Annotated in this window: 26 protein-coding genes and 1 other RNA gene; 20 read left to right on the forward strand and 7 right to left on the reverse strand. The window is 38.6% G+C overall.

All coding sequences use genetic code 11. The features are described from left to right. A partial coding sequence (locus H541_RS11940; RefSeq protein ID WP_022796675.1) for an ISL3 family transposase occupies positions 1–177 on the forward strand: 177 nt, incomplete at its 5' end. Between the two features lie 118 nt (positions 178–295). Here the strand turns inward: H541_RS11940 and H541_RS0107340 are convergent. The 4 genes from H541_RS0107340 to H541_RS0107350 all read right to left on the reverse strand — a co-directional run bounded on the left by H541_RS0107340 (position 296) and on the right by H541_RS0107350 (position 3,117). Then, a complete protein-coding gene (locus tag H541_RS0107340) occupies positions 296–748 on the reverse strand; it encodes a universal stress protein (RefSeq protein ID WP_022796676.1) in 453 nt (150 codons plus the stop codon). An 88-nt stretch (positions 749–836) separates the two neighbouring features. Then, positions 837–1,457: an SGNH/GDSL hydrolase family protein gene (locus tag H541_RS11945; RefSeq protein WP_022796677.1), complete on the reverse strand. Its 621-nt coding sequence runs from the start codon at positions 1,455–1,457 to the stop codon at positions 837–839. A 147-nt stretch (positions 1,458–1,604) separates the two neighbouring features. Further along, positions 1,605–1,796, reverse strand: a non-coding RNA gene (ssrS, locus tag H541_RS12995) — 6S RNA. Positions 1,797–1,845: 49 nt separating this feature from the next. Further along, positions 1,846–3,117, reverse strand: a complete 1,272-nt coding sequence (locus H541_RS0107350) for a replication-associated recombination protein A (RefSeq protein ID WP_022796678.1) — start codon at positions 3,115–3,117, stop codon at positions 1,846–1,848. 348 nt (positions 3,118–3,465) lie between these two features. On the opposite strand from H541_RS0107350, the gene H541_RS0107355 reads away from it, so the two are divergent. The 19 genes from H541_RS0107355 (at position 3,466) to H541_RS0107445 (ending at position 22,523) form a co-directional block, all read left to right on the forward strand. Then, positions 3,466–4,602, forward strand: coding sequence for a cysteine desulfurase family protein (locus tag H541_RS0107355; protein ID WP_022796679.1), 1,137 nt, complete (start codon positions 3,466–3,468; stop codon positions 4,600–4,602). Positions 4,603–4,652: 50 nt separating this feature from the next. Beyond that, the gene (locus H541_RS0107360) at positions 4,653–5,000 is read left to right on the forward strand and encodes a cysteine desulfurase (protein WP_022796680.1); all 348 of its coding nucleotides are present in this window, start codon (positions 4,653–4,655) and stop codon (positions 4,998–5,000) included. A gap of 301 nt (positions 5,001–5,301) precedes the next feature. Then, positions 5,302–6,009, forward strand: coding sequence for an orotidine-5'-phosphate decarboxylase (gene pyrF / locus H541_RS0107365; RefSeq protein ID WP_022796681.1), 708 nt, complete (start codon positions 5,302–5,304; stop codon positions 6,007–6,009). Continuing rightward, positions 6,006–6,641 carry an orotate phosphoribosyltransferase gene (pyrE, locus tag H541_RS0107370; RefSeq protein WP_022796682.1) on the forward strand — a complete coding sequence of 212 codons (636 nt, stop codon included), beginning with the start codon at positions 6,006–6,008 and terminating at the stop codon, positions 6,639–6,641. The genes pyrF and pyrE overlap by 4 nt, the downstream gene beginning before the upstream one ends. A gap of 64 nt (positions 6,642–6,705) precedes the next feature. Then, entirely contained in the window at positions 6,706–7,983 is a 1,278-nt protein-coding gene (locus H541_RS0107375; RefSeq protein WP_026501711.1) for an MFS transporter, read from the forward strand. An 80-nt stretch (positions 7,984–8,063) separates the two neighbouring features. Next, positions 8,064–9,185 carry a tRNA 2-thiouridine(34) synthase MnmA gene (mnmA, locus tag H541_RS0107380; protein WP_022796684.1) on the forward strand — a complete coding sequence of 374 codons (1,122 nt, stop codon included), beginning with the start codon at positions 8,064–8,066 and terminating at the stop codon, positions 9,183–9,185. 201 nt (positions 9,186–9,386) lie between these two features. Next, the gene (gene recD2 / locus H541_RS0107385) at positions 9,387–11,933 is read left to right on the forward strand and encodes an SF1B family DNA helicase RecD2 (RefSeq protein ID WP_022796685.1); all 2,547 of its coding nucleotides are present in this window, start codon (positions 9,387–9,389) and stop codon (positions 11,931–11,933) included. A gap of 2 nt (positions 11,934–11,935) precedes the next feature. Beyond that, positions 11,936–13,063: a hypothetical protein gene (locus tag H541_RS12810; RefSeq protein ID WP_022796686.1), complete on the forward strand. Its 1,128-nt coding sequence runs from the start codon at positions 11,936–11,938 to the stop codon at positions 13,061–13,063. Between the two features lie 101 nt (positions 13,064–13,164). Continuing rightward, positions 13,165–13,398: a hypothetical protein gene (locus H541_RS0107395; RefSeq protein ID WP_022796687.1), complete on the forward strand. Its 234-nt coding sequence runs from the start codon at positions 13,165–13,167 to the stop codon at positions 13,396–13,398. A 17-nt stretch (positions 13,399–13,415) separates the two neighbouring features. After that, positions 13,416–16,055, forward strand: a complete 2,640-nt coding sequence (gene alaS, locus H541_RS0107400) for an alanine--tRNA ligase (protein WP_022796688.1) — start codon at positions 13,416–13,418, stop codon at positions 16,053–16,055. A gap of 107 nt (positions 16,056–16,162) precedes the next feature. Continuing rightward, positions 16,163–16,420 (forward strand): IreB family regulatory phosphoprotein, encoded by a 258-nt coding sequence (locus tag H541_RS0107405; protein WP_022796689.1) that lies wholly within the window; start codon positions 16,163–16,165, stop codon positions 16,418–16,420. 3 nt (positions 16,421–16,423) lie between these two features. Continuing rightward, positions 16,424–16,855 carry a Holliday junction resolvase RuvX gene (ruvX, locus tag H541_RS0107410; protein WP_022796690.1) on the forward strand — a complete coding sequence of 144 codons (432 nt, stop codon included), beginning with the start codon at positions 16,424–16,426 and terminating at the stop codon, positions 16,853–16,855. Continuing rightward, complete coding sequence (locus H541_RS0107415) at positions 16,855–17,211, forward strand: DUF1292 domain-containing protein (protein WP_022796691.1); 357 nt, start codon at positions 16,855–16,857, stop codon at positions 17,209–17,211. Before ruvX ends, H541_RS0107415 begins: the two co-directional genes overlap by 1 nt. Positions 17,212–17,458: 247 nt before the next feature. After that, on the forward strand, positions 17,459–18,598 hold the full coding sequence (mltG, locus tag H541_RS0107420; RefSeq protein WP_022796692.1) for an endolytic transglycosylase MltG: 1,140 nt from the start codon (positions 17,459–17,461) through the stop codon (positions 18,596–18,598). 22 nt (positions 18,599–18,620) lie between these two features. Beyond that, a complete protein-coding gene (gene udk / locus H541_RS0107425; RefSeq protein WP_022796693.1) occupies positions 18,621–19,268 on the forward strand; it encodes a uridine kinase in 648 nt (215 codons plus the stop codon). Positions 19,269–19,428: 160 nt separating this feature from the next. Continuing rightward, positions 19,429–19,908 carry a transcription elongation factor GreA gene (greA, locus tag H541_RS0107430; RefSeq protein ID WP_022796694.1) on the forward strand — a complete coding sequence of 160 codons (480 nt, stop codon included), beginning with the start codon at positions 19,429–19,431 and terminating at the stop codon, positions 19,906–19,908. A 173-nt stretch (positions 19,909–20,081) separates the two neighbouring features. Next, entirely contained in the window at positions 20,082–20,825 is a 744-nt protein-coding gene (gene liaF, locus H541_RS0107435) for a cell wall-active antibiotics response protein LiaF (RefSeq protein WP_022796695.1), read from the forward strand. Beyond that, on the forward strand, positions 20,822–21,886 hold the full coding sequence (locus H541_RS11955) for a sensor histidine kinase (RefSeq protein WP_022796696.1): 1,065 nt from the start codon (positions 20,822–20,824) through the stop codon (positions 21,884–21,886). Before liaF ends, H541_RS11955 begins: the two co-directional genes overlap by 4 nt. A 10-nt stretch (positions 21,887–21,896) precedes the next feature. Beyond that, positions 21,897–22,523, forward strand: coding sequence for a response regulator (locus tag H541_RS0107445; RefSeq protein ID WP_022796697.1), 627 nt, complete (start codon positions 21,897–21,899; stop codon positions 22,521–22,523). 187 nt (positions 22,524–22,710) lie between these two features. Here H541_RS0107445 and rnjA read toward each other — a convergent pair whose 3' ends face one another. From rnjA to H541_RS0107460, 3 genes are all read right to left on the reverse strand, one after another. Beyond that, positions 22,711–24,432 (reverse strand): ribonuclease J1, encoded by a 1,722-nt coding sequence (gene rnjA, locus H541_RS11960; RefSeq protein WP_022796698.1) that lies wholly within the window; start codon positions 24,430–24,432, stop codon positions 22,711–22,713. After that, positions 24,422–24,646, reverse strand: a complete 225-nt coding sequence (locus H541_RS0107455) for a DNA-directed RNA polymerase subunit epsilon (RefSeq protein WP_022796699.1) — start codon at positions 24,644–24,646, stop codon at positions 24,422–24,424. Before H541_RS0107455 ends, rnjA begins: the two co-directional genes overlap by 11 nt. Positions 24,647–25,201: 555 nt before the next feature. Next, positions 25,202–25,816 (reverse strand): peptide deformylase, encoded by a 615-nt coding sequence (locus tag H541_RS0107460; RefSeq protein ID WP_022796700.1) that lies wholly within the window; start codon positions 25,814–25,816, stop codon positions 25,202–25,204. Between the last annotated feature and the right edge of the window lie 385 nt (positions 25,817–26,201).

A 26,201-nucleotide genomic window follows, 5' to 3' on the forward strand; every position in this document is an offset into this window, starting at 1 on the left:
TTACAAAAACATCAAAAAGCCATTATTAACGCCTTTATTTATCCTTATTCTAACGGGAAATTAGAGGGGAAAAACAATTTAATAAAGGTCATTAAACGAATTGCTTTTGGGTTTAGAACCTTCTATCACCTTCGGATGAGAGTTTTAATTCAACAAGATATCTGCCAGATTATTTAGAAAAAAAAAAGAAAACGCCGAAGCGTTTTCCTTAAGTGATTTAACGGTAACAACACTATTTGACTTAGAACCACAAATAATTGTCATAGCTTGTTTTAAGTCTATCTAGATAATAGGGTTAGTCGTCATCTTTGGTACGAACGACTAATACATCACATATGGCATTACGGATAACGTAATCTGAAACTGAACCGATAAACAAGCGTTCTACTGCATTCAAACCGGTAGCACCCATCATAATCAAATCTGGATGGTATTTTTTCGGAAGTTCCTTGGCAATCATCATTTTAGGAGAACCATATTCAATAACAGTTTCAATCGATGTTACACCTTTATCCTTGGCATAGGCAGTATAATCGTCAAACACAGCTCGTGTTTGGCGTAAGATTTCTTCACTGAAATCACCATCGAAGCCTGTTGGAGTTTGTAACGACCTTGTATCGATCACGTGTGCAAGGATCAATTGACGAGAGGTATCCTCTGTTGCAGCTTGTACTGCTTTTTTAAAAGCAAGATAAGCTTCGTCAGAACCATCGATTGGCACTAAAATACGTTTATATTGTGGAAACATATTAATCACTCCTTTATTTTTATAGTCATCATTGAAAGATTGCATGAGTCAAACGACATGCCTTTATTCGAATTTATTATACCATAATTTAAGGATGGGTTAAAGAATGTTCCCTCAAGCATTTAGCGATACTAGCTGCGTATAAATTGTAGCCTGCTTCACCGAAATGAAGACCATCATTTCGTTCACCATGTAAGATCTCGGGATAGCGAGAATCGTTTTTAAAAATGAGAAAAAGATCAATAAGAGGAATCTGATATTTTTGACTGAGTGTGATAATGATCGTACGATAAGCATTGATCCGCTCGTTCGTTCTTTTATTGAGTTGTTTAGCCTCGTCTACTGGAGGGGGTGTTATCAATATCACGCGTTCTGAACCAATTTCCTCAATCCACTTAATCAGAGTTTGACGAAATTCAATCTGACTAACATTATGATGGAAGGAAGAGTCGTTCGTTCCAAACAGAATCGTGACGATATCTGGATGATGCCTTAAGACATCCTTTTCAAATCGTTTATCTGCAGACAAAACGTCATCGCCTGAGTGTCCAGCATTTATCCAGTTCAAATCCGGTAATAATTGTTCAAGTTTTAGTGTTATCAGTGGCTCATCGTGTCCTTCATGTCTTGTTGTAAGACTGTCACCAAATGTGACGACTGTTAGATCATCATTTGATAAAAAGGAACGTAACCAACGAATCAAACCCATATTAAGACCCCCAATATCAGTAGTATACAGTTAAAATAGTAATATGAATTTTGCTAAAAAGCCACTAGTTCATTCGAGTTGTATAGTAAGTTCAAAAAGAAATGCGGTTGGTGATTAATCACCAACCGCATAAAGTCTTGCAACTTTTTGAGATCCGTTAATGCCGTGTGTTGTATCCATTTAGTTTGAACCCGCGGTATAAGCAGGTGGGCTTCGGTAGTTACAACGTTATACTTCCATGTGATGTGGCATGTAGTCAGAAGTAACGGAATGAATCCCTTTTAAAACGTTAAATGTTCGGTCAACACTGTATGGATACCACGTACATCGCAGAACTCTATAGTCATATAGTAGCACTATGAAAGCGTGTTTTCAAGCGAGATAGTCTTTAAGACTTTCTGAATTTTTGTAATTGTAATTTAAGGGCTTGTTCATATTTTCCGATACTATCAGGTTCAAAGTAAGTTGATTTTTTAAGAGTATCAGGTAAATATTGTTGTGAAACGTAATGGTTTGGATAACTATGAGGGTACTTGTAAGTGATACCTCTACCTAATTTCTTTGCACCACTATAATGAGCATCTTTTAAATGGTCAGGGACTTGTCCAGATTTACCTTCTCTGACATCAGCAAGTGCTTTATCGATTGCTACAATACTAGAATTTGATTTAGGCGAGAGGGATAGATCAATTACCGCATTAGCGAGTGGAATTCTGGCCTCTGGTAATCCTAGTTTCTCCGCTGCAGTAACTGCTAGTACTGCTCGTTCTACCGCTTGCGGATTTCCAAAATTAATATCCTCATAAGCAACCACTAGCAGTCTTCTACAGACGATGGTCAACTCACCAGCTTCAAGTAGACGGGCTAGGTAATGTAAAGCGGCATCAACATCAGACCCACGTATTGATTTTTGAAAAGCAGAAATGACGTCATAGTGTGCATCGCCGTTGGTATCGTGGGACAAGGCTTTTTTCTGCAGGCTCTCTTCAGCAACATCAATCGTAATATGGATGCGGTCCTCGTGATTTTTTTCAGGTTCTGTCGACAGGGTGGCTAATTCCAAAGCATTTAATGCGCCACGTAAGTCACCATTGGCAGCATTAACAAAATGGTCTAGAGCAATCTCATCGACATCTAGATTATAGTGACCTAATCCACGTTCTTTATCTGAAATTGCACGTAATAAGGCTGTTTTGATATCGGCAGGACTTAAAGGCTTCAATTCAAAAATCTCAGTCCGACTTCTAATAGCAGGGTTGATGCTGATATAGGGATTTTCGGTTGTAGCACCAATTAAAATAACTTGGCCACTTTCAAGATGAGGTAGTAGATAGTCTTGTTTCACTTTATTTAAACGGTGAATTTCGTCTAATAACAGGATGATTGAGCCACTCATTCTTCCTTCAGCTACAACAGCTTCCATATCTTTTTTTGTATCTGTTGCAGCATTCAGTTGTCGAAAGGCATAATTGGTAGTCCCTGCAATAGCACTAGCAATGCTTGTTTTTCCAATACCTGGGGGACCATATAAAATCATCGATTGAAGACGTTTTGCCTGAACCATACGTCTAATGATTTTATGTGGGCCCACTAAGTGAGTTTGTCCGACAATCTCATCAATGTTTGTGGGTCTCATACGATATGCCAATGGTTTGGACATTATTAACGGTCCTTTCTGGTGACATGAACTGATAGACTTCGTTAGTATGATCTCATGTCATCATAACTTAGTCTAGCGATCATCATTATCTCGTTTGAAAGTCATCTTTTTGAATGGTATCAAAAAGATGCTGAATTTAGTATAATAATATCATATTTGACTGTTTACCGTTTGTTTTAGGATATGCCAACGGGTAGTAACAGATATATTAGTAGTAGCAGGATATATTAGTAGCAAGGGATATTTCTAGCGGGAGATATTTCTCGCAAGAGATATTAGCGATAAGGTAAGAAACGAGTATTAGAAGAATGATTTAATTGAGGAAAAATGTGAAAGAGGAGAAGTTTAGTGATTTATTTAGATCATGCAGCAACAACACCGATCAGCAAGCATGTTAGAGATGTGATTTCAACTAGTCTTGCCGATGATTGGGCAAATGCATCAGCGACATATACGATTGGTCGTGAAGCAAAAAAGAAGCTCAATGATGCGATCAAGGCGATTGCTAGGGCAATCAATGCTCGACCAGACCAGATTATTGTCACAAGTGGTGCAACGGAATCGACGAATAATGTTATCCGTCAACTTCCCATTCGTTTTGAAAGCGGACATGTGATTACATCGACAATCGAACATCCCTCTGTCATGAAAACAATGGAATGGTTAGAAACGCGTGGCTTTGAGGTGACTTACTTACCGGTTAATGAATTGGGTGAGCTATCTGTTGATGCGGTAGAACAAGCGATTAGACCTGATACTAAATTAGTCAGTCTGATGGCTGTCAATAACGAAACGGGTGTGCGTTTTCCGATAAAAGAGATTGGCAAGTTATTGGAAGAAAAGGAAATTTGGTTTCATGTGGACAGCGTTCAAGCAGTAGGTACTACTGAGGTTGATATGAGAGACTGGTCGACCGACTTTACTTCTTTCTCTGCCCATAAGTTCAATGGTCCTAAGGGAATAGGGATTCTCTATTGTAAGGATCCACATCATTATGTGAGTGTTATAACTGGGGGTGGACAAAATCAAGGACACCGAGCTGGTACCGAGAATCTCCCTTATATTCTCGGAATGGCAGCCGCCTTTTCTGATGTCGTTCGTGATCGGGGTGTCCACTTAGATCATTATGCTTCCTTAGAGCACTATTTAATTTCCGCCCTTCATAAAAGTGAGTTACCGATTGAAATCAACGGATCACGACGGTATCATAGCCCACATATCCTAAACCTATGGCTTAAAGGGATCTCCTCTAGTCAATTTTTAATCTTGGCTGATTTAGATGGTATCGCAGTATCAGCAGGATCAGCTTGTAGTGCGGGAAGTGTAGAGCCTAGTCCTGTGTTGAAGGCCATGTTTACAGATCGCAATCGAATCAATGAGTCAATCAGGGTTTCTTTTGGACCCGAAACAACGACTGATGAATTAGATCAACTGGTAAACTTACTTATCACAACCTTTGAAAGAATAGTCATAAAGAAAAAATAAAGTAAGTAAAATAAGTGCAATTCAACTAACAACAAGAGGAGAAATAAACTATGGCATTCAATAAAACAGCTTCATTACCAGGATTTGATACGGCATATCAAGTATCACCAAATTGTAAAAAATATACGTTGCGAGACAATGGGTTTGTCGAAACGCGTAACAAAAATTTTGAATTCATCCGTGACTTGGATACTCCTAATGGTGAAAGTCGCGGGGTCAAATTAAAAATCACAATCAATCAAACGTTAGATGGCCTTAGAATTAGTACTGTCTCACCGAATGGGTTACAACAAGTGAACATTACTCGGTTAGTCAATAATGAGATGGCAATTGAGAAGGCTAGCTATTTAATGGAAAATTTTGTAGCGACATCTATTTTGGAAATTGTCCCTCAATAGACATTTGTAAAGATTCCCCACAACCTATTGTAAAATCAGCCGAATTACGATATAGTTACCACAGTTAAGAGCGAGACTCTTACTTTTAAATCTGTCCAGTGAGACGATAAAGTCGTGTAAGTCCGTTCGTAACGGTCAAATCAATGGATCAAGATCTTGATCTACTGTGGTTGTTTCAAGAAGACTAACACTGGACAGCAAAGATGCTGTCCCTTTTTTTATACATTTTTATCTATCTAAGGTATTAGATGAGAGAAAAAATGGAATTAAGGACAGGAAATAACAGGCGGAAGGTGATCAGTTGGAGAAAAAGTGTTACATTGCATTAGATTTTGTCACAACAGAGGAAGCAATCGATTTTTTGGATTTATTTCATGATGACTTGCCACCAGTAAAAATTGGCATGAGCTTGTTTTACAGAGGTGGGTTAGGGTTTGTTGAAGAACTTTGTCAAAAAGGATATGACATATTTTTAGATCTGAAATCGCATGATATTCCTAATACGGTGTACTTAGGTGTGTCACAACTTTCGCAATTCCCAATCGATTTATTGACAGTACATGCATTGGGTGGAAGCGACATGATTAAAGCTGCAGTTAGTGGCAGTAAGGAAGCTCCTTATCACCCTAAAATCTTAGCAATCACGCAATTGACTTCAACGACACAAGAGCAATTGACTAACGAGCAAGGAATAAACGAGAGTTTGAATGACTCAGTTAGTCGTTTAGCTAAACTAGCCTATTCAGCAGGAGCAGATGGGACTGTTTCTGCAGTGGACGAAGTTCCAAGAATAAAGGCTGTGACAGAGAAAAACTTCTTGTGTGTGACACCAGGAATTCGTTTTGAGGGTGGTGCCCATCAAGATCAAAAAAGAGTTGCTACGCCAGCACAAGCCTTTAAAAATGGCGCCGATCACTTAGTGGTTGGTAGACCAATCATTCATTCAGAAGATCCAGTTAGCAGTTATCACCAGGTTATAAAGTGTTTAGAAGGAGTCGATTATAAATGATTAAAAGCAGTCAAGTTGCCAATATTCTATTACAAAAAGAAGCCGTAATATTGGAGCCAAAGAAGTGGTTCACTTGGGCGAGTGGTATCAAAAGCCCAATCTATACTGACAATCGTCAGTTGCTGAGTTACCCCAAGGAAAGACGGGAAATTATTCAGGGGATGGCTGATATGATTTTGAAAAAGTTTCCTGATGTAACGGTTATCGGGGGAACAGCGACTGCAGGGATACCTCATGCAGCGTGGATTGCCGAATTATTGAATCTTCCAATGATCTATGTTCGCGGTAAAGCAAAAGACCACGGGAGAAAGTCTCAAATTGAAGGAGTTCTTCATCCAACTGATAAAGTGGTGATGATCGAGGACCTGATTTCTACAGGTAATAGTGTTATCGCGGCATGTGAAGCTGTTAGGGAAATTTGTCCGGTTGTTGGTGTTTGTGCCATATTTAATTATAATCTACCAAAGGCAACAGACGCTTTCAATAAAGCACAGCTTGAGGCAGTCTGGCTGACGGATTTTTATACATTAATTGAAACGGCAACGGAAAAGAAATTTATCAGCAAAGAAAATGCTCAAGTGGTTTTAAAATGGCATGAAGAAACGATGCGGCAAGAAGTTAAGACTAATTAACCAATGATTAGGATTCAATAGCACTAAATAACAAGTTACGGAGATAACTTATTTAAAGGGGAGTATGGTAATGAATTTAACCAAGAATCAATTTAGAACAGTTGCAGCGGCAATTGTTGCCTCAGGAACCGATGACCTGAATGTCATGTTTTTATCGTTTTCAATGTCTAGTATTATTGCAGAGTTTTCTTTATCGGGTGGACAAGCAGGTCTGATCGCAACAATCACAAACCTTGGGATGTTATTCGGAGGTCTGTTTTTCGGAGTATTAGCAGATCGTTATAATAAAATGACCGTATTCAAATCGACATTGATTGTATTTAGTTTGGCAACTGCTCTCATTTTCTTTGCTCCCTCAGTTGGGTGGCTTTATGTGCTTCGGTTTATTGCAGGTATCGGTGTTGGTGGTGAGTATGGGATTGCCTTAAGCATAATGGCAGGTATTGTACCAGCAAATCGTATGGGGCGTATTTCCTCCTTAAATGGTGTTGCAGGACAGGTAGGATCAATTGCCTCTGCTCTAGTAGCCGGAGTGTTTCTCAGTGCTTTAGGATGGCGCGGGTTGTTCTTGTTTGGGCTATTTCCTCTTTTAGTTGTGCTTTACTTACAATTTTTCGTAAAAGCTGAACCGAGTGAAGAGCATCAAGCAGTTGCTCCGCTTACCATCAGCCATGAAAAGAAAGACTCCCAAGAGCTGAAGCAAGGTAAAAAGCCATCGATCGGTGATCTCTTCAATACACCACAAATTGCGAAACAAACGATTCTTTTGATGGTAATGACCACGGTACAGATTGCAGGATACTTTGGTATGATGAATTGGCTACCAACGATGATGCAAAATCAAATGGGAATCAGCCAAAATAATTCTTCTCTATGGATGATTACAACTATTGTCGGGATGTCTATCGGCATGCTAGTGTTTGGAAAACTAATTGATACTATTGGACCAAGAGCAAGCTATGGCATTTTCTTGATTTGCTCAGCGATAGCCGTCTATCTTTTCACATTTGTTCAATCTGAAATCACAATGCTTTTTGGCGGTGCATTAATGGGATTTTTCGTTAATGGTATGTTTGCAGGCTATGGGGCTATTGTCACACGCTTATATGACTCTCGTATCCACTCGATAGCTAATAATACGATTCTGAATGTTGGACGTGCGATTGGTGGCTTCTCCTCCGTTATAATCGGCATGATTATGGATGGCTCTGGTATACCAATGGTTATGATCTTCTTAGCAACTCTATATCTAATCAGTTTTGCTGCTATGATGATGATTGGTGGCCTTAAGAGGTCTTCTTATCAACAAAAAACTGAACCAGTCAGTTTAGTAACGGAATAATGATAATTGTGGTACAATGAGTTTTATTCTGGCGACCTTCAAATCGTTTAGAAAAACTAAATAGAAGTGATGGTGAAAAAATGGATGCAACGAAAACTCGTGTGATCGTTGGCATGAGTGGAGGAGTTGATTCGTCCGTAACAGCCTTATTGTTAAAAGAACAAGGCTACGATGTCATTGGTTTGTTTATGAAAAATTGGGATGACACGGATGAGTTTGGTGTCTGTACAGCTACGGAAGACTACAAAGATGTTGAAGCAGTAGCGCAAGATATTGGGATTCCTTATTACTCTGTTAATTTTGAAAAAGAGTATTGGGACCGAGTGTTTGAGTATTTTTTGGCAGAATATCGTGCTGGTCGGACACCTAATCCCGATGTGATGTGTAATAAAGAAATCAAATTCAAAGCTTTTTTGGACTATGCAATGACTCTCGGAGCTGATTACATTGCAATGGGACATTATGCAAAAACAGAACGAGATCAAGATGGAACTGTCCATCTCCTTCGGGGTGCCGATGAAAATAAAGATCAAACCTATTTCTTAAGTCAATTATCGCAAGAACAATTACAAAAATCGCTCTTTCCTTTAAGTGATTTGCAAAAGAGTCAGGTCAGGGAGATAGCGGCTAAACACCAATTGAAAACAGCGGCGAAAAAAGATTCAACAGGTGTTTGCTTTATCGGAGAAAAGAATTTTAAACAATTTCTAAGTAACTATTTACCAAGTAAACCCGGAAAAATGGTAACGATGACTGGGGAAGTCAAAGGAACTCATGACGGTCTTATGTACTATACGATAGGGCAACGGCAAGGGTTAGGAATCGGTGGGGGCGGCAAAACAAACGACCCATGGTTTGTGATTGGAAAAGATTTCAAGACACAAACGCTTTACGTTGGTCAAGGGTTCCATCACCCACAACTGTATGCTGATAGCTTAGTCGCTAGTGAAGTGAGTTATACGACAACAGTCAAAACAGAACCTTACACTTGTACGGCTAAGTTCCGTTATCGTCAAAAAGATACAGCTGTGACGGTCTATCCTGATAGCTCAGATCCAACAAAAGTGACGGTTCGTTTTGATGAGCCTGTAAGAGCAATCACACCAGGTCAAGCTGTTGTCTTTTACGACGGGCGTGAGTGTCTTGGTGGTGGCTTGATTGACCGTGCTTATCAAAAAGAAACGGTTTTACCTTACCAATAGTGACCGTTTAGTTTTAGTAGATAGCGCAGATTAACCGTTTAAAAAGCAACTTCGGTTGCTTTTTTTTATGCAATCAGTGTCTTAATCTGTGAGAAACAATCAAATTGTGGAGACTATACTGTAAAAACAAACTTACTCTGTTAAAATAAGGGAGATAGTAAGACAGTTTTTTCTTAAACTGTTCAGTTAGGAGGCCTAGCATTGTCAACTGAAGAAGTCACGATTGTCGGACAAGTGGTGGCCGTTTTTTATGAAAATCCACAAAACTTTTATAAAGTAGTGTTAGTAGGGATCGAGTCTTCAACAGATGACCGGTTTGAGGATGAGGTGGTTGTCACTGGTATTTTTGGACAATTACATCAAGATACGACCTATGAGTTCACTGGCATCCCAATGACCCATCCAAAATATGGACTACAGTTAAAGATAAGTCGCTACCAACAAAAGACCCCAATGGGTGATAGTGCTTTGATTAGCTATTTCAGCAGTGATGAATTTGTTGGTGTGGGTGAAAAAATTGCAACAAAAATTGTAGACGCTCTTGAAGGGGATGATTTTACAATTTTGTTTGATGAACCAGAACGGTTAAAGGGCATAAAAGGGTTTTCCAACAAAAAGCAAAAAGATTTTATAGCTCAGCTCAAAGCTAATCGAGGCGTTGACAATGTCATTATTGCTCTGAATCGTTATGGTTTCAGTCAAACTCTTTCACAAAAAATATGGCAAAAATGGCAAACTGATGCCATTAAGCGTGTTGAAACAGACCCTTATGATTTGATATATGAAATCGAAGGGGTAGGATTAAAACGATGTGACGTCATTGCGCAACAATTAGATTTTGAGCCAAATGATGACCGACGATTAATGGCTGGTTTATATGATGTGACACAATCTTATTGCTACCAAAGTGGTAATACCCGAATTCCTATTAAAATGGTGATCGATAAAACACAATCTCTATTAGAAAGCTCTTGGCGATATATGATCCAGTTGGAAGAACTAGCAGATGCTATGGGGACAGCGGGGCATACGGGAAAGTTAATTGTGATTGAGGATGAAGTTTCGATTCCTAATTTATATTTTGCAGAATTGGGTGTTGCTAATAGCCTAAAAAAAAGATTAAAAGAACCGGATATATTTTCAACAGATGACCGAGCTGAATGGGAAGAAACATTGGCTAGTGTCGAGTTAACTGAGCAGTTAACCTATGATAGTCATCAAGAAAAAGTCATCATCAGAGCATTACAAAAGCCAGTATTTTTGGTGACAGGCGGTCCTGGTACAGGAAAAACAACAATTATTAACGGTATTGCAAAGACCTATGCCGCTTATCATGATATTTCGTTACCCAGTAAAACGGAATTATTCGATGATTGTGATATCAAATTAGTGGCACCTACGGGTAGGGCAGCTAAGCGAATGCAAGAGAGTACAAACTTACCTGCAACTACGATTCATCGTTTATTAGGATTAGGTATCGGTGAGGGTGATAGAGAGGCTTTCATTTCTGAAAAACTTGATGCTAAGCTTGTCATTGTTGATGAGATGTCAATGGTAGATGTTTGGTTAATGAATTGGTTATTACAAGCATTACCAACAAGCTGTCAATTGGTATTAGTAGGTGACCAAGATCAACTTCCGTCCGTTGGTCCAGGTAAAGTGTTTGCGGATTTATTGAGTGATGGAGATATTCCTCAAGTAGCATTGACTAAAATCTATCGACAAGATAATGGTTCGACCATCATTCCGCTGGCACATGATGTAAAAAACGGTATTGTGACCGAAGCCCTTTTTAAAAATGAGGTAGACAGGTCTTTCATTCCCTGTTCGGCTTACCAAGTACCTACTGTCGTGACTCAAATTATGGGTAAAATACTTAATCATGGCTATACTTTTCAAGATGTACAAGTCTTGGCACCGATGTATAGAGGTATTGCAGGTATCACGCATTTGAATACTGTATTGCAGGAACTAAATCAGAAGATATTGAAACATAGAAGGTCTGTTAAATACTTTGATTCAGCCTTTTGGGTTGGCGATAAGGTGTTACAATTGGTCAATAATCCTGAATTAGGTATATACAATGGCGATATAGGAGAGATTACGGCAATTGATTTAGCGGATACAACAGAATCGAAACAGGACGAACTGACTGTTTTGTTTGATCAAACAGAAGTCGTATTAAGACGAACCGATTGGCAAAGCTTGACGCTGGCCTACTGCTGCTCAATCCATAAAGCCCAAGGTAGCGAGTTTGAGCTAGTGATTCTTCCGCTAGTAGGGGCCTTCAAACGGATGTTACAGCGACATCTTCTCTATACGGCAATCACCCGTAGTAAACAAAAGCTGATTATGGTAGGCGAAAGAAATGCGTTTGAGGAAGCTGTCATGACGATTGGTACAGAACGTCGGACATTTTTGAGGGATCTGTTAGGTGTTGAAGAACCAGACACATTCTTATCAGAACATCAAGATCTTCTAACTAATGATAAACCCGAAGTTAATGGAAGCAATAAAGGTCAGGAAAGCGATAGGACCTCAGATGGTCAGGAGAGTCACGACGCTCATAGGCTAGTTGATACAGAAAATAAAGGAAGTTCAGTCACTGGTGCGCAATCGACGGTCTCAGTAGGAGTAGAAACGCAAAACATGGGACCACTAACAGAAGAAATGATTAGAAGCAATACAGTCGATCCAATGATCGGCGTGCTCAAACAACCATCAGATTTTATGACGCAGGAGGGATAGACATGTCTGGGAATTTTTTTGATACGCTTTACAATCCGATGTGGAAACGATTGACTGATCAAGGAATCGAAGTCGTTTCACAGCAGATCTTGAAATATTTTATTAACCCACTAGTTAAAATTGAGTCTCCAGAGTTGATAGAATTAACATACGGTGGGATCAAAGTTAAAACCTTTCAAGTGCTATTGGACGATAAGTTATTTCGCTTCGTTCCAGGGCAAAAAGGTGTTGTGTTAGGGTGGGAACCGGGTCTTCCGCAAAAAGATTGGTTGAAACGCATCAATCAAGGGGCTATGAGAGAATCCATCGGGCATGTTATCGCGGATCTCTCAATCAAGCTGCCTGATGAAACAGTCACTTATCTCTCCAAAAAGTTAGCAAAGGCTGTGGCTGATAACGAGGGGAAAGACATGAACCTTCTTCTAGAGATTGAAAAAGTCATGTCACCACTTCGAACAGTTGATATTTCACCTATGTTAGTTGAAGCAACTCCGGAGATAGCTGGTTATGAACCTTGTGGTGAATATAAAATCATTACAGGACAGATAAACCTATCGCAAGAGGACAATGAACATCGTGATGAAATCGTTGATGTATTGTTGAAGGAACAATCGGGCATGTTTGACCTAAAAATTCAAAGAGAACGATTGACAATTCTTGATTACCTGATATTTTTGCGATCAAAAGAAGATCGTTATCGCATTTACCATGAGAAGAAAGGAAGTTATAGTGACATTGTCAAGCGTGTTGATAAGCAAGGCATGGATCTAATGACAGAAGATGAATGGGAGTATTGTTGTGGAGCAGGCACTAGGCGTTTGTTTCGATGGCAAGATCTAGGGACTAGCGATACAACCACTAGTGGCGTTAAGAATTTGATGAATTGTCACAATATGTTTGGTTTAAAAATTGGATTGCTCCAGGATGGACCAGAGTTGATTCATTCGACTGATATCGTCAAGAATGGTTGGATCAACATCTTAGATACGGAATTGGAAAGGCAGTTATTACCATTAGCCAGTTATTATCGAAACCAAGATGATGCAGACGTCTTAACCGAGGATACCCCTTTACCAATTGGCTATTACTCTTATCGTCGAATTATTCGAATTGAACCTCCAAAGAGCTAATCGAATTTCCGCTTTTTAGTGAGTATATTGTAATTTAATCATAAATTAGGTAAGATATAGTAGAATTAAAAAGGATATGCAGTGAGACAAGAGACGCCTAGTTGGTGAAAATGGCGCAAGCTGTGCTACCTTTTTGTAAAGTGATAGAAATATCACCGTTAGCGAGCGTTATCAGCAAACTAAGAGGTAAAGAGAGAGTAGCTCTATTTACAAACAAGGTGGTACCGCGTGGCAACGTCCTTGTCAGTAATAGAGCTGCTTTTTTGTATGGAATCGATTTAAGAAACACTTCTGTTGATGACGTCACTAGCAATTGTTGTTTACCATTCTATTAAAAACGAGGAGTTAAATTATGTTAAGTAGCCAAGAAATCAGACAACGTTATCTCAATTACTTTAAGAAATTAGGGCACAAGGTCCAACCAAGTGCCTCACTGATCCCAATTAATGACCCAAGTTTACTTTGGATCAATTCTGGGGTTGCAACTATGAAGCGTTATTTTGATGGGACAGAAACGCCAGAAAACCCACGAATCACGAGTTCACAAAAAAGTATCAGAACTAATGATATCGAAAATGTGGGCTATACGGCTCGCCACCATACTTTATTTGAAATGCTGGGCAATTTTTCAATCGGAGATTATTTTAAGAAAGAGGTCATTCCATGGGCATGGGACTTTTTGACCTCAAAAGAAGAAGGATTAGGATTAGATCCTGGAAAACTATATGTCACCTACTACCCAGAAGACGAGGAGACCAAGGAAATCTGGATCAAGACAGGAGTTCCAGAAAGCCATATTGTACCAGTAGAAGATAATTTTTGGGATATCGGTCAAGGCCCTTGTGGTCCAGACTCAGAGATCTTCTTTGATCGTGGTCCAGAATTTCAAGATTTAGCTGAGGATGATCCAGAAAACTATCCAGGTGGTGAAAATGAACGGTATCTTGAAATTTGGAATTTAGTTTTTTCAGAGTTTAACCATAAGAGTGATGGGACGTATGTTCCTTTACCTCATAAAAACGTCGATACGGGCATGGGTCTTGAGCGGGTTGTATCTGTTTTGCAAAATGCACCAACCAATTTTGAAACGGATCTTTTCTTACCGATAATACAAGCCGTTGAAGCACAGTCGCCTATTAAATATGGTGAGAGTAAAAATACCGATGTTTCATTCAAAGTTATTGCCGACCACATTCGTGCTGTTACTTTTGCAATCGGAGATGGTGCTCTTCCAAGTAACGAAGGACGCGGCTACATTATTCGTCGCTTGATTAGACGAAGTGTCATGCATGGCCAACGCTTGGGCATCAAAGATAGCTTTTTAAGTGGTTTAGTCAAGGTAGTCGTTAAAATCATGTCAGGTTATTACCCAGAATTAAAGGAAAGCGAGAGCTTTATTGAAAAAGTAATTCGGAATGAGGAAGATCGCTTCCACGAAACATTGAACGATGGCTTAACAATCTTGAATGAAAAGCTTGCTTTGTTGAAAAATACTGATAAAACCATGTTATCGGGCGAAGATGCCTTTCAATTATATGATACATATGGCTTTCCATTAGAGTTAACAATTGAATATGCAAAAGATGAGGGCTTTTCAGTTGATAATGAGGGCTTTGAGACTGCTATGAAGGAACAACAAGAGCGGGCTAGAGCTGCTAGAAATGTTGATGCCTCAATGCACGAACAAAGTAACACTCTCCGTTATATCACAGTGCCAAGCCAATTTGTAGGTTATAGTGAGACGACCGACCATGGGGTCTTGAAGACAATCGTATCAGGTGACAAGTTAGTCGATAAGGCTGATGCAAGTGACGAAGTTCAATTAGTATTTGATCAAACACCATTTTATGCTGAGATGGGTGGACAAATTGCTGATACTGGGGTAATTGGATCGGAAGACGGCACTCCAGTCGGAAGAGTGACGAATGTCCAACATGCGCCAAATGGACAAAATCTCCACACGGTTATTTTGGAGAAAAAGATCGAAGTTGGTAAAACTTACGTCTTAGTAGTAGACGAGTTGAGAAGACGTCGCATTGAAAACAATCACACAGCTACTCATTTACTACATCAAGCCTTAAAAGATGTTTTAGGGAAGCATGCTAATCAGGCTGGGTCCTTGGTGGCACCTGATTACTTACGCTTTGACTTTAGTCATTTTGGTCAAGTAACAGATCAAGAAATCAATCAAATGGAAGAAATCGTTAATGAAAAAATTTGGGAAGCTATCCCAGTATTGACTCATGAAACAACCCTTGAGAAAGCAAAAAAAATGGGTGCCATGGCATTGTTTGGTGAAAAGTATGGCCACGATGTTCGTGTCGTTGATGTTGATAATTGGTCTCTTGAGCTATGTGGTGGAACACATGTGAAAAATACGGCTGATCTTGGACTTTTCAAAATTGTCTCAGAATCTGGCATTGGTGCAGGAGTTAGAAGAATAGAAGCGGTAACCAGTAAAGAAGCTTACCGTTATCTCACAGATCGCGTTGAGCTACTGAAACAAGTGGCAGTATCTCTAAAGGCGCCAACTGTTGACGCAGTCCCTCAACGGTTAGAGCAACTGAAAACAAGTCAAAAAGAGCTGAATAGCGCATTAGAGAGTTTGAAGGCTAAGGCGATTCATCAAGCAGCCGAAACGCTAATGGATCAAGCAACGACCGTTGGAAGCTATTCCTTGATCTCTGCAGAATTACCAAACAAATCAATAGATGAGTTGCGGACGCTTGCTGATGAATGGCGTCAAAAAAAGGCCTCAGATGTTTTAATTCTAGGAACAAGTGTTGGTGATAAAGTGAATCTCTTAGTAGCCGTGAGTGATGAGACAGTCAAAAAAGGGATTAAAGCAGGTGTCTTGATTAAAGCCATCAGCCCAGCTATCAATGGTGGTGGAGGAGGCAGACCCACTCTTGCGCAAGCAGGCGGTAGCAACCCTTCTGGGATCAAGAATGCATTTGACATCGCAAAAAAATGGTTGAGTGACCAAAAATAGGGGTGTACAAACGAAAAATACTGCCGAGTCGGATAGCCTTATTTCAGAAAGTTGTTCTTTAAGGTAATAAAGTGTAAAATAGTTATTAGCAGAAATGGGGTGTTTCAATGCATTCAGATGACGAAACAGTACAATTTAATTTTGAACAATTAAAAAAGCAAACCGTAGAAGAAACGCTATTGACTGTGTATGATGCATTAGAAGAAAAAGGGTACCAACCCGTCAACCAAATCGTTGGTTATTTGTTGTCAGGTGATCCAGCCTATATTCCAAGGCACAATGATGCACGTAACTTGATTCGACGTCATGAACGTGATGAAATACTCGAAGAGTTAGTACGACATTACATTGAATCGTTGAGGTAGTTTATGCGAATAATGGGCTTAGATGTAGGAAGTAAAACTGTTGGGGTCGCTGTTAGCGACCCTTTCGGTTGGACGGCACAAGGTATCGAAATTATCAAGATTGATGAAGACAAAGAACAATTTGGGTTAAATAGACTAGTAGAGTTGATTGGGCAATATGAGGTTGAAAAAATAGTAATTGGCTTACCAAAGAATATGAATAATTCTGAAGGATTCAGGGTCGAAGCATCAAGACGATACGCAAACGAAATCACAAAGCTAGTCGATCTTCCAATTGATTTTCAAGACGAACGTTTGACGACCGTGCAAGCGGAACGAATGCTTGTCAGTGAAGGAAATGTTTCTCGAAAAAAAAGAAAAAAAGTGATCGACAAGCTTGCAGCAGTAATCCTGTTACAGAACTATCTCGATCAACACAGTAAAGGAGCCTTATAATGTCAGATTTTAAAAAAGAATCCAATCATCACGATCACGATCACGGTCATGACCATCACCATGAGCATAACCATGATGAAGAAGTAGAATTCATCACAGTTATCGATGAATTCGGTAAGGAGCAGCGTTATAATATTCTGTTTACTTTCGATTCAGACGATTTTGGAAAGTCTTATGTTTTGGTTTACCCCGAAGATAGTGCAGATGATGATAAAATCGAATTACAAGCTTTCAGTTATATTGAACAAGAGGGTAGTGTTGGTCAAGGTGAACTAAGTCCAATAGAAACTGATGAAGAATGGGATATGGTCGAAGAAGTACTAAATACCTTCCTTTCAGAAGATGAATTGAATTAAAGTGCTCTTGAATCGGCAAATACGAGAGTGATGGCAGGAAACAAGTGACGACTTATGAAAATCACTCAGTCAAACGATTAGGTCGACTTAGCGGAATTCTGATAATTGAGAATTCCGCTTTTTTATGTCATCTGTTCAACTAGCCTTCTGTTTTTCTGTTTTTTGATCACTGACAATCACTTTCTAATTAAATTTGTGTATCGCTGCCAACTTAGGTATAATATACTGCGATGAATGGAGGAATGTTATGAAGCCTCGTGAGAAAAAAGCCTATAAAGAACGATTAAAAGCTAAACGTTATGAACGGGATAAAGAACAATCGATTGCACGTAAAATAGTTTGGGTCATTGTCACCATTCTATTGACCTTGATGTTGATAGTTGGGGTCATTGGTTATCGCTATGTTAACGATGCCTTGTTACCTGTTTCTAATGACACTAAAACTGAAGAAATAGAGATCCCACTAGGGACTAGTACAAGTGGAATCGCAAATATACTTGAAGAGAACCACATTATTAAGGATGCTCGGATTTTTTCAATTTATTTGAAATTCCAAAATGCGAGTGAATTTCGAGCGGGCTATTATGAACTCTCTCCCAGTATGACCTTAGATCAGATTATTTTAACCCTTGAAAAGGGTGGTAGTGATTCCTCTTCTGCTGAAAAAGTGCTCGTGCGTGAAGGTGATACAGTAGATCAAATCGGTGATGAGGTAGCTGATAAAACGTCTTTTACTAAGGACGACTTTATGAAAGCTGTTGATGATGATGCTCTGTTCGACGAATTACTCAAGGAGTATCCTGACTTGTTAACGGATGTTAGTAAGACAGAAAACGTGATGCATCGCCTTGAAGGGTATTTATTCCCAGCAACCTACGATTATTCAGATAGCTCTGATATCAAAGATCTGATCAAGCAAATGGTTGCCAAGACGAATGAGGTGATGACACCATACTTGCCGAAAATTATGCAGAGTGAGTATAATGTTCAGCAAATATTGACAATAGCTTCTCTAGTGGAACGTGAAGGCGTTACTGAGGAAGATCGTCAAAAAATAGCAGGTGTATTTTATAATCGCTTGAACACTGACATGATGATCCAATCTGACATTTCTGTTTTATATGCTTTGGGTGAACATAAGGAATACGTGACGATTAAAGATACCCAGGTCGACTCGCCTTATAATTTGTATCTACATACTGGATTAGGGCCTGGACCTTTTGGTAATCCGAGTGAACAGGCCATAGCTGCAACCCTAAATCCTATCGATTCCAATTATTACTATTTTGTAGCAGATATTTCGACTGGGAAAGTATATTTTGCAGAAACCTACGAAGAGCATTTGAAACTACAGGAAGAATACGTCAAGGATCCGAACGAATCATAATTCTTTAAAAAGAGGGTACATCATGACAAAACGAAAACCTATTGTGATCGGTGTGACAGGTGGTTCTGGTAGTGGGAAAACGAGTGTTAGTCGAGCAATACTAAACCATTTTACGGAACTATCGGTGTTATTACTAGAACAAGACTACTATTATAAAGATCAATCAGATGTCCCCTTTGGTGAACGGCTAAAGACAAATTACGACCATCCGCTGGCTTTTGATACCGACTTAATGATTGATCATCTTGAGAAACTCATCCATTTTGTCCCAGTAGATAAGCCAGTTTACGATTATAAGAACCACACTCGTTCGGATAAGGTCGTACATTTGGAATGTCGTGATGTGATCATTGTTGAGGGTATATTGATTTTAGAGAATCAAACGCTGAGGGACTTGATGGATATCAAGGTATATGTCGATACAGATTCTGATGTCCGCATTATCCGACGTATCAAAAGAGATATCGAAGATCGTGGGCGGACACTTGATTCGGTGATAACTCAGTATTTATCTGTGGTGAAGCCGATGCATGAACAATTTGTTGAACCAACCAAAAAATATGCTGATGTTATCGTTCCCGAAGGTGGTCAGAATCAGGTTGCTATTGATCTGCTGATCACAAAAATAGAATCGATCCTCATGCAAAATCAAATAGAAGAACAAGAATAATTTAGGATATACTACTAAGAATATAGGGAAAAATTACTATAAAAGGACGCGACTATTAAAGACGAACAGAGAGTGATTCTGTTTGAACTTTTATCCTAGACGTGGTAAAGTTAGGTCATTATTTTTTAATATTAGCGTTTTCAAGGAGAAATGAATCATTATGCAAGAGAAAACTTATCCAATGACTCTAGAAGGAAAGAAGAAACTAGAGGAAGAATTAGAAGATTTAAAAGTCAACAAAAGAGCACAAATCGTAGAACGTATCAAGATTGCCCGTGGATTCGGTGATTTATCGGAAAACTCTGAATATGAAGCTGCCAAAGATGAACAAGCTTTTGTGGAAGGCCGTATTTCAACAATAGAAAAAATGATCCGGTTTGCTGAGATAATCGACGACCAACATATTGATAAAAATGAGGTTACTTTAGGACGTAAAGTGACGTTCCAAGAACTTCCTGACGGCGATTCAGAATCCTATACGATCGTTGGTTCAGCAGAAGCAGATCCATTGTCTGGAAAAATTTCAAATGATTCGCCAATTGCTAAAGGTTTGATCGGTAGTCATTTGAACGATACAGTGACAATCACGACTCCTGGTGGCAATATGGAAGTTAAAATCATGAAAATTGAATCGTTGTAATCAGTCTTTAGACTGATATCTGTTAAGACTTAGAGACCTTGTAATAAACGGGGTCTCTTTTATAATGGGAGTAGTGTTAAGATAGTATATGACGTTCGATAGACATTCTATAGTCACTTTCAACATAAGTGAGAAGAGTGACTATATGAGTGGCAAGTGGAGGTGAACAGAAAATGAATAAGACAAAGAGAGTCATCACCAAGTTATTCTTTCTTTTTCAGGCTTTGCTATTTGTCATCATGGGATACATATTAGTGAATGATACTGAACTTTTTTTAATCTTTATTATCGGAGTTCTAATGGTATTACAGGGTTGGAGAAAGCAATATAAAACTAAAGATAGAAAGATAAACTTGTTTATCCCACTTGGATTATTAGTGATTATGTTTGCGGGATTGTCGACGGGCATCGCATGGTTTATGATTTTCTTGACCTTGGTTTACCTGGTGCTATTTGGGAGTGATCTTTTAACATTTTCTGGGACGAAACGGAGAAAAAAATCTAAAGTCGATTATGTACCAATTGAGACAAGTGTTCCAACTCCTCATCAACGAGAAAGACAAAAATGGTTTGGTGATCAAAAGATAACGGGTAAAACATTCCCTTGGGATGACATTCAACTGAATTCATTGTTAGGTGATACGATTATCGATTTAGGGGAGACGATATTACCGAATGGCGATAACTATATCGTCATTAGCAAGGGGATAGGCGATACTAAAATCATTGTTCCCCCTGGTATTGGTATTTCGTTACATCAAAGAACAATTTATGGAGAAGTAGATTTTTTAAATGAAACAATTGCATTAAAAAATGAACAGCTAAAAATCTATAGTACAAATTATGATCAATCTGTAACACATATCAAGATAATCAATAATACTGTATTAGGTGATGTTGAGGTGATTGTTCTATGAATACAACCTCAAAACTCCTTAAATATTTTTCGGTGTTAGGGATTTTTGCTGGAATGGTCACTTTTATACTAATTTTTACTTTCAAAGATTTCATTGTCATCTCGGATGATACCCGCCAGCAAGTGATTCGTTTGACAATCACTACGGTACTCATTTGCTTAGCTTTTACCTTTATTTTCAGTTTATTATTGTTAGTGATGGAGAGAGCAATTGAAAAGAATGTTGCTGAAAGATTAGACTGGCTTGTTTTAGGTAATTATAACCATGCCATTTTCGACAGAGATACAGTCAATTGGTTTGGCTTGTCTTTTTCGGTCTCTAAATATGCTGAGCCAATTAATGAAGTTCGTCAAAAAATTATGAATCTTTCCTCAGACATTCAGACTCTATCCGCTAAACCGTCTTTTATTGGATCTGAAACCCGTGAAGAGTTACTCGAACAGGAAAGACACCGGATTGCAAGGGAATTACATGATTCTGTTAGTCAACAGTTATTTGCCGTTATGATGATGTTATCAGCCATCAATGAAGAGGGCTCACTTGACCTCCCAACCTTAAAAAAGCAGCTTGTCCTAATAGAAGGTATTGTTAATGAAGCCCAAATTGAGATGCGAGCCTTATTGCTCCATCTGAGACCAACAAAACTTGAAGGTAAGACGTTGCGAGAAGGTATTATTTCGTTATTGAATGAATTAAGTTCTAAAGTTAATATGGAGATCAAGTGGGATATCGAAGATATCCGTTTGTTACCTGGAAATGAAGTCCATTTATTTCGTATCGTGCAAGAATTATTATCTAATACCTTGAGACATGCAAAGGCTAAAACACTCGAATTGTACTTGACTGAAGGAAAAAGTCAGTATAATTTGCGAGTAGTAGATGACGGTATTGGGTTCGATCCTGAAGTGGTAAAGAATGGTAGTTATGGTTTAATGAATATCAAAGAAAGAATCGAAGGAATGGGTGGGACGATTAAGCTATTGTCCGATTCGAGTCGTGGGACGACAGTTTCTATCCATATTCCTAAGGCATTGAATCAAACGACTGAGAAGTTAGGATAAGGAGTAACAGATGATTAAAGTCTTATTAGTAGATGATCATGAGATGGTCAGAATGGGTGTTTCAGCTTATTTAAGTATCCAACCAGATATTGAAGTCGTCGGGGAAGCAAAAGATGGTGAAGAGGGTTATGAAAAAGCCATTGCTCTTAAACCAGATGTCGTATTGATGGATCTTGTTATGACTCCAGTTGATGGTATAGAGTCCACTAAAAAAATTATGTCAGATTGGCCAGAAGCAAATATTATCATCTTAACTAGTTTTATTGATGATGAGAAAGTTTTTCCAGCATTGTCTGCTGGCGCTAAGAGTTATATTCTTAAAACGTCAAGTGCAAAGCAAATAGCTCAAGCTATTCGCGACACTGCTAGTGGGAAAAAGGTTTATGAGTCTGAAGTGACTGAAAAAATGATTCAGCATTTGAATCAGGAACCAGAACCGCATGCTGCATTGACATCAAGAGAATTAGAAGTTTTGTTGCTGATTGCAGAGGGTAAAAGTAATCAAGAAATAGCGGATGAATTATACATCACGTTAAAGACTGTGAAAACACATGTCTCAAATATATTAGCAAAACTTGATGTGGCTGACCGGACACAAGCCACTATCTATGCCTTCCAGCACCACCTGATCAACTAATACGAGTTTGTTTGTGATATGGGCAGCTTTAAAAATAAGGTCGTAAAACTAAAGTGGCGTTTCTACAATGTTATCGTTGTAGAAACGCCACTTTAGTTTTACTATAACCTAATCGTAATCATCATTCGTCGAATAGCCATCAGATTCTAGCTTATACTAGAAAGCCATTATTCCGACGTTAACCTTGTTATTTATTTGCTGATTTAACAGGTTTTTTTGATTTTTCTGCTTTATCATCAACACCGAGGATCACTGGTAAGATCATTGGATTTCGTTCTGTTTGTTCATATAGGAAAGGTTGTAAAGCATCAATAATCCCAAGTCTTAAGTTTCTGACATTTGTTTTTTGTCCAGAATTAAGTTGGTTCAAGATTTCATGTCTGATGACACTTTGTGCATGATGTAGGAGATCTCCAGATTCACGCATATAAATGAATCCTCTGGAAAGTATATCTGGACCAGCAAGTAGGGTATTATGAGCGAAGTCAACTGTACTGACTACGATGACAAGGCCATCTTGTGATAAGACCTTCCGATCTTTCAAGACGATATTACCAATGTCACCAATACCTTTACCATCAACATAAACATCATCAGCGGTAAAATGACCAGCAAAACGTGCTGAGTGATCTGTCACTGCTAATACGTCTCCATTTTTAAGAATAAAGCAATTTTCTTTCTTAACGCCAACAGATTGAGCTGTTTTCGCTTGTACCTTTTGCATCCGATATTCACCATGAACTGGCATGAAATATTTGGGTTTCAATAGACGTAACATCAATTTTTGTTCTTCTTGACTACCGTGACCTGAGGTATGGATGTTATTTACTTTACCGTGAATAACATTTGCTCCAGCTTCTGATAAGAGGTTGATTACTCTATTGACACTTGTTGTATTCCCTGGAATAGGCGAACTTGAAAATATGACAGTATCCCCAGGTTGAATATGAATTTGTCGGTGTGTACCATTTGCAATCCGGCTAAGAGCAGCCATTGGTTCACCTTGAGATCCAGTACAGAGGATGATGACTTCCGACGCTGGATATTGATTCAATTCATTACCGCGAATAAACAAATCATCAGGTGCATCGATGTAACCAATCTCTCGAGCTGTTTTAAAGGAATTTTCCATGCTTCGCCCAAAGACAGCAACTTTCCGGCCAACTTTTTTGGCAACTTCAACCACCATACTCAAACGGGAGACATTAGACGCAAAAGTAGCAAAAATAATTCTGCCATCTACTTTGCGAATGATATTGTGGATGGCTTGATTGACGACTTGTTCGGATTTAGTGAATCCTGGTATCTCAGAGTTAGTACTGTCACCTAACATCAAGAGAACACCTTCTTCACCGATTCTAGCGATTTTGTGAAGGTCAGCTGTTTCCCCAATAGGTGTAAAATCAAATTTATAATCGCCTGTGAAGACAATATTACCACTTGGTGTTTTAACAACGATTCCGAAGGCTTCTGGAATACTGTGAGTCGTACGGTAGTACGAGACAGATGTTTTGCGGAAACTAATCACACTATCCTCATTTATCTCATGAAGCTCAGCATCTCTTAACAAATGATGTTCTTCTAATTTATTGCGAATCAATGATAAGGCTAATTTAGAAGCGTATATTGGCACATTGATTTGTTTTAATAGGAAAGGAATTCCACCAATATGATCTTCATGACCATGAGTGATGAACAAACCCTTTATTTTAGATTGATTTTGAATAATATATGAAAAGTCGGGAATGACATAATCAATTCCCAAAAGATCATCCTCTGGGAACTTGATCCCAGCATCCATTAAGATAATCTCATCTTGGAATTGTACCCCATACATATTTTTCCCAATTTCACCCAGACCGCCTAATGCAAAGACGCCGGTCTCGTTATTCTTAACATTAACCTTCATTAGTAAACTCCGTTAGTTTGAAGTCTGAGTTTTTTTCTTCAAACTCTAAGTGTTTGCCCGTCAATGGTTGGATGAATTCGATATTGTACGGTGTATGAGCTTCTAATAGAGCTCTAGCAGTAACAAGGTCATCAGCCTCGATATAGATAGTCTTTGTTGTTTCACGATGAGGTGCTTCTTTTTTGGTTGGTTGATATAATACTTTGAATATCATTAAAAAATCTCCTTTTGTATCATTATTTAAATAATGAATTTTATTAATTTTTATTGTTTATTTTTAGTTTGAGTTTTAAGTTAATTCTTGCTGATTCTTGATGAGTGACTGTTTGACGAGAGTGTGTCATCAGTCTTTACAATAGTTCAATAGAAGTCACTAAGGCGTGGTATTAAAAAGGGTCTCTATTAAAAGGTCTCTATATAAAAAGTCCCTATTTAAAAATTTCTAATGAAAAGTCTCTACTGAAAGCTCTCAATTGAAAGTTCTCTACTAAAAGTCATTATCAATTACTAGTGACTAGTAATAAAAGAGCGAGTTGCTTTATTATATCACACAATTTGGTGTTACCTATAACGTAAATTGTGTAGTCACTACCATATAACTGCCTACTTGAAGTGCATATCGTTTAGAATGGTCTTGTATAGGCAGACAAATCCTATACTAGTTGATACTCTCAATCAACAGTCTCAATTACTCGTATTAATGAGTAACTAGTAGTCACTATTAGTAGTGACCTACTGTAGGTGTTAATGAATGATTCAGCCAAAATCTTCAGCCAATCAATTCTGTCATATCATCTGGAGTGAATGGATCTTCTTCGTTGATATGGTCATAGAACATAATGCCATTGGTATGATCGATTTCGTGTTGAACGACGATTGCTTCGTAATCTCTGAGCTTCAATTTATGGACATTACCGTCAAGGTCATAATAACGGATGGTCACCTTTTTAGCTCTAGGAACTAGTCCTGGGACTTCTCGATCGACTGATAAACAGCCTTCACCGTTTGCTAAGGCGGCTTTTTTAGCAGAGTGGCTAATAACTCTTGGATTTACCATAATTAGTTTAAGGTCATAGTCTTGCTTTTCGTCATGATTATCATTTTTAGTAGTGCTGTCATCTTCTATCATGTCCTCAGCCTCAACTGAAGATGGAATTAAGACAGCGATTAAACGAATCGACAAGTCTAATTGGGGAGCTGCTAGGCCAACGCCAGCTCTAAGGCCATATTGTTCTGCGATTTTATCATCTTGACTGTTGATCAAGAACTCCATCATATCATGAGCGGTTTTCTTGATATCATCAGAAAGTGGGAATTCTAGGTTTTCAGCCTCTTTTCTAAGAGTAGGGTTCCCTTCCCGAATTATATCTGACATAGTAATCATATTTAAGTTCCTTTCGTCTTACAATTCATCATTCCCATTATAGCATTTTTGGGGGTGGATTTCATATAGTACGCCCGTAGGTTATCTTATTAATATCTAGGGTTGTCAAACATATGTTACCTGAACTGATAATAGTGGTGCTTGATGTCTTGTCCACCAAAACGAATTTTTTGAGTTTGTTGTCAAGGAGGAAAGTGAAACGATCCTTGACAACAAACGATAAAAATATAAAATCAGTGGACACATCAAGCAGCTTCGTTATACTTATTTTCGTAATACTTTTCAACCATTTGATTTGGGCTTAAGAATCCCAATACTTTTCGTGCAATATTATTGTGTCGACTCATATATCGCCGATGTTGCTTTAACATATCCTCTACGGATT

The organism is Bavariicoccus seileri WCC 4188 (genome assembly GCF_000421665.1).
GTDB lineage: Bacteria > Bacillota > Bacilli > Lactobacillales > Aerococcaceae > Bavariicoccus > Bavariicoccus seileri.

Bases quoted from the DNA above. Each gene is read 5' to 3' on its own strand.
- H541_RS0107340 (WP_022796676.1), bottom strand. From the start codon at position 748: ATGTTTCCACAATATAAACGTATTTTAGTGCCAATCGATGGTTCTGAC.
- H541_RS11945 (WP_022796677.1), bottom strand. From the start codon at position 1,457: ATGGGTTTGATTCGTTGGTTACGTTCCTTTTTATCAAATGATGATCTA.
- H541_RS0107350 (WP_022796678.1), bottom strand. From the start codon at position 3,117: ATGTCCAAACCATTGGCATATCGTATGAGACCCACAAACATTGATGAG.
- H541_RS0107360 (WP_022796680.1), top strand. From the start codon at position 4,653: ATGGCATTCAATAAAACAGCTTCATTACCAGGATTTGATACGGCATAT.
- pyrE (WP_022796682.1), top strand. From the start codon at position 6,006: ATGATTAAAAGCAGTCAAGTTGCCAATATTCTATTACAAAAAGAAGCC.
- H541_RS0107375 (WP_026501711.1), top strand. From the start codon at position 6,706: ATGGTAATGAATTTAACCAAGAATCAATTTAGAACAGTTGCAGCGGCA.
- mnmA (WP_022796684.1), top strand. From the start codon at position 8,064: ATGGATGCAACGAAAACTCGTGTGATCGTTGGCATGAGTGGAGGAGTT.
- H541_RS12810 (WP_022796686.1), top strand. From the start codon at position 11,936: ATGTCTGGGAATTTTTTTGATACGCTTTACAATCCGATGTGGAAACGA.
- alaS (WP_022796688.1), top strand. From the start codon at position 13,416: ATGTTAAGTAGCCAAGAAATCAGACAACGTTATCTCAATTACTTTAAG.
- H541_RS0107405 (WP_022796689.1), top strand. From the start codon at position 16,163: ATGCATTCAGATGACGAAACAGTACAATTTAATTTTGAACAATTAAAA.
- ruvX (WP_022796690.1), top strand. From the start codon at position 16,424: ATGCGAATAATGGGCTTAGATGTAGGAAGTAAAACTGTTGGGGTCGCT.
- H541_RS0107415 (WP_022796691.1), top strand. From the start codon at position 16,855: ATGTCAGATTTTAAAAAAGAATCCAATCATCACGATCACGATCACGGT.
- mltG (WP_022796692.1), top strand. From the start codon at position 17,459: ATGAAGCCTCGTGAGAAAAAAGCCTATAAAGAACGATTAAAAGCTAAA.
- udk (WP_022796693.1), top strand. From the start codon at position 18,621: ATGACAAAACGAAAACCTATTGTGATCGGTGTGACAGGTGGTTCTGGT.
- greA (WP_022796694.1), top strand. From the start codon at position 19,429: ATGCAAGAGAAAACTTATCCAATGACTCTAGAAGGAAAGAAGAAACTA.
- liaF (WP_022796695.1), top strand. From the start codon at position 20,082: ATGAATAAGACAAAGAGAGTCATCACCAAGTTATTCTTTCTTTTTCAG.
- H541_RS11955 (WP_022796696.1), top strand. From the start codon at position 20,822: ATGAATACAACCTCAAAACTCCTTAAATATTTTTCGGTGTTAGGGATT.
- H541_RS0107445 (WP_022796697.1), top strand. From the start codon at position 21,897: ATGATTAAAGTCTTATTAGTAGATGATCATGAGATGGTCAGAATGGGT.
- rnjA (WP_022796698.1), bottom strand. From the start codon at position 24,432: ATGAAGGTTAATGTTAAGAATAACGAGACCGGCGTCTTTGCATTAGGC.
- H541_RS0107455 (WP_022796699.1), bottom strand. From the start codon at position 24,646: ATGATATTCAAAGTATTATATCAACCAACCAAAAAAGAAGCACCTCAT.
- H541_RS0107460 (WP_022796700.1), bottom strand. From the start codon at position 25,816: ATGATTACTATGTCAGATATAATTCGGGAAGGGAACCCTACTCTTAGA.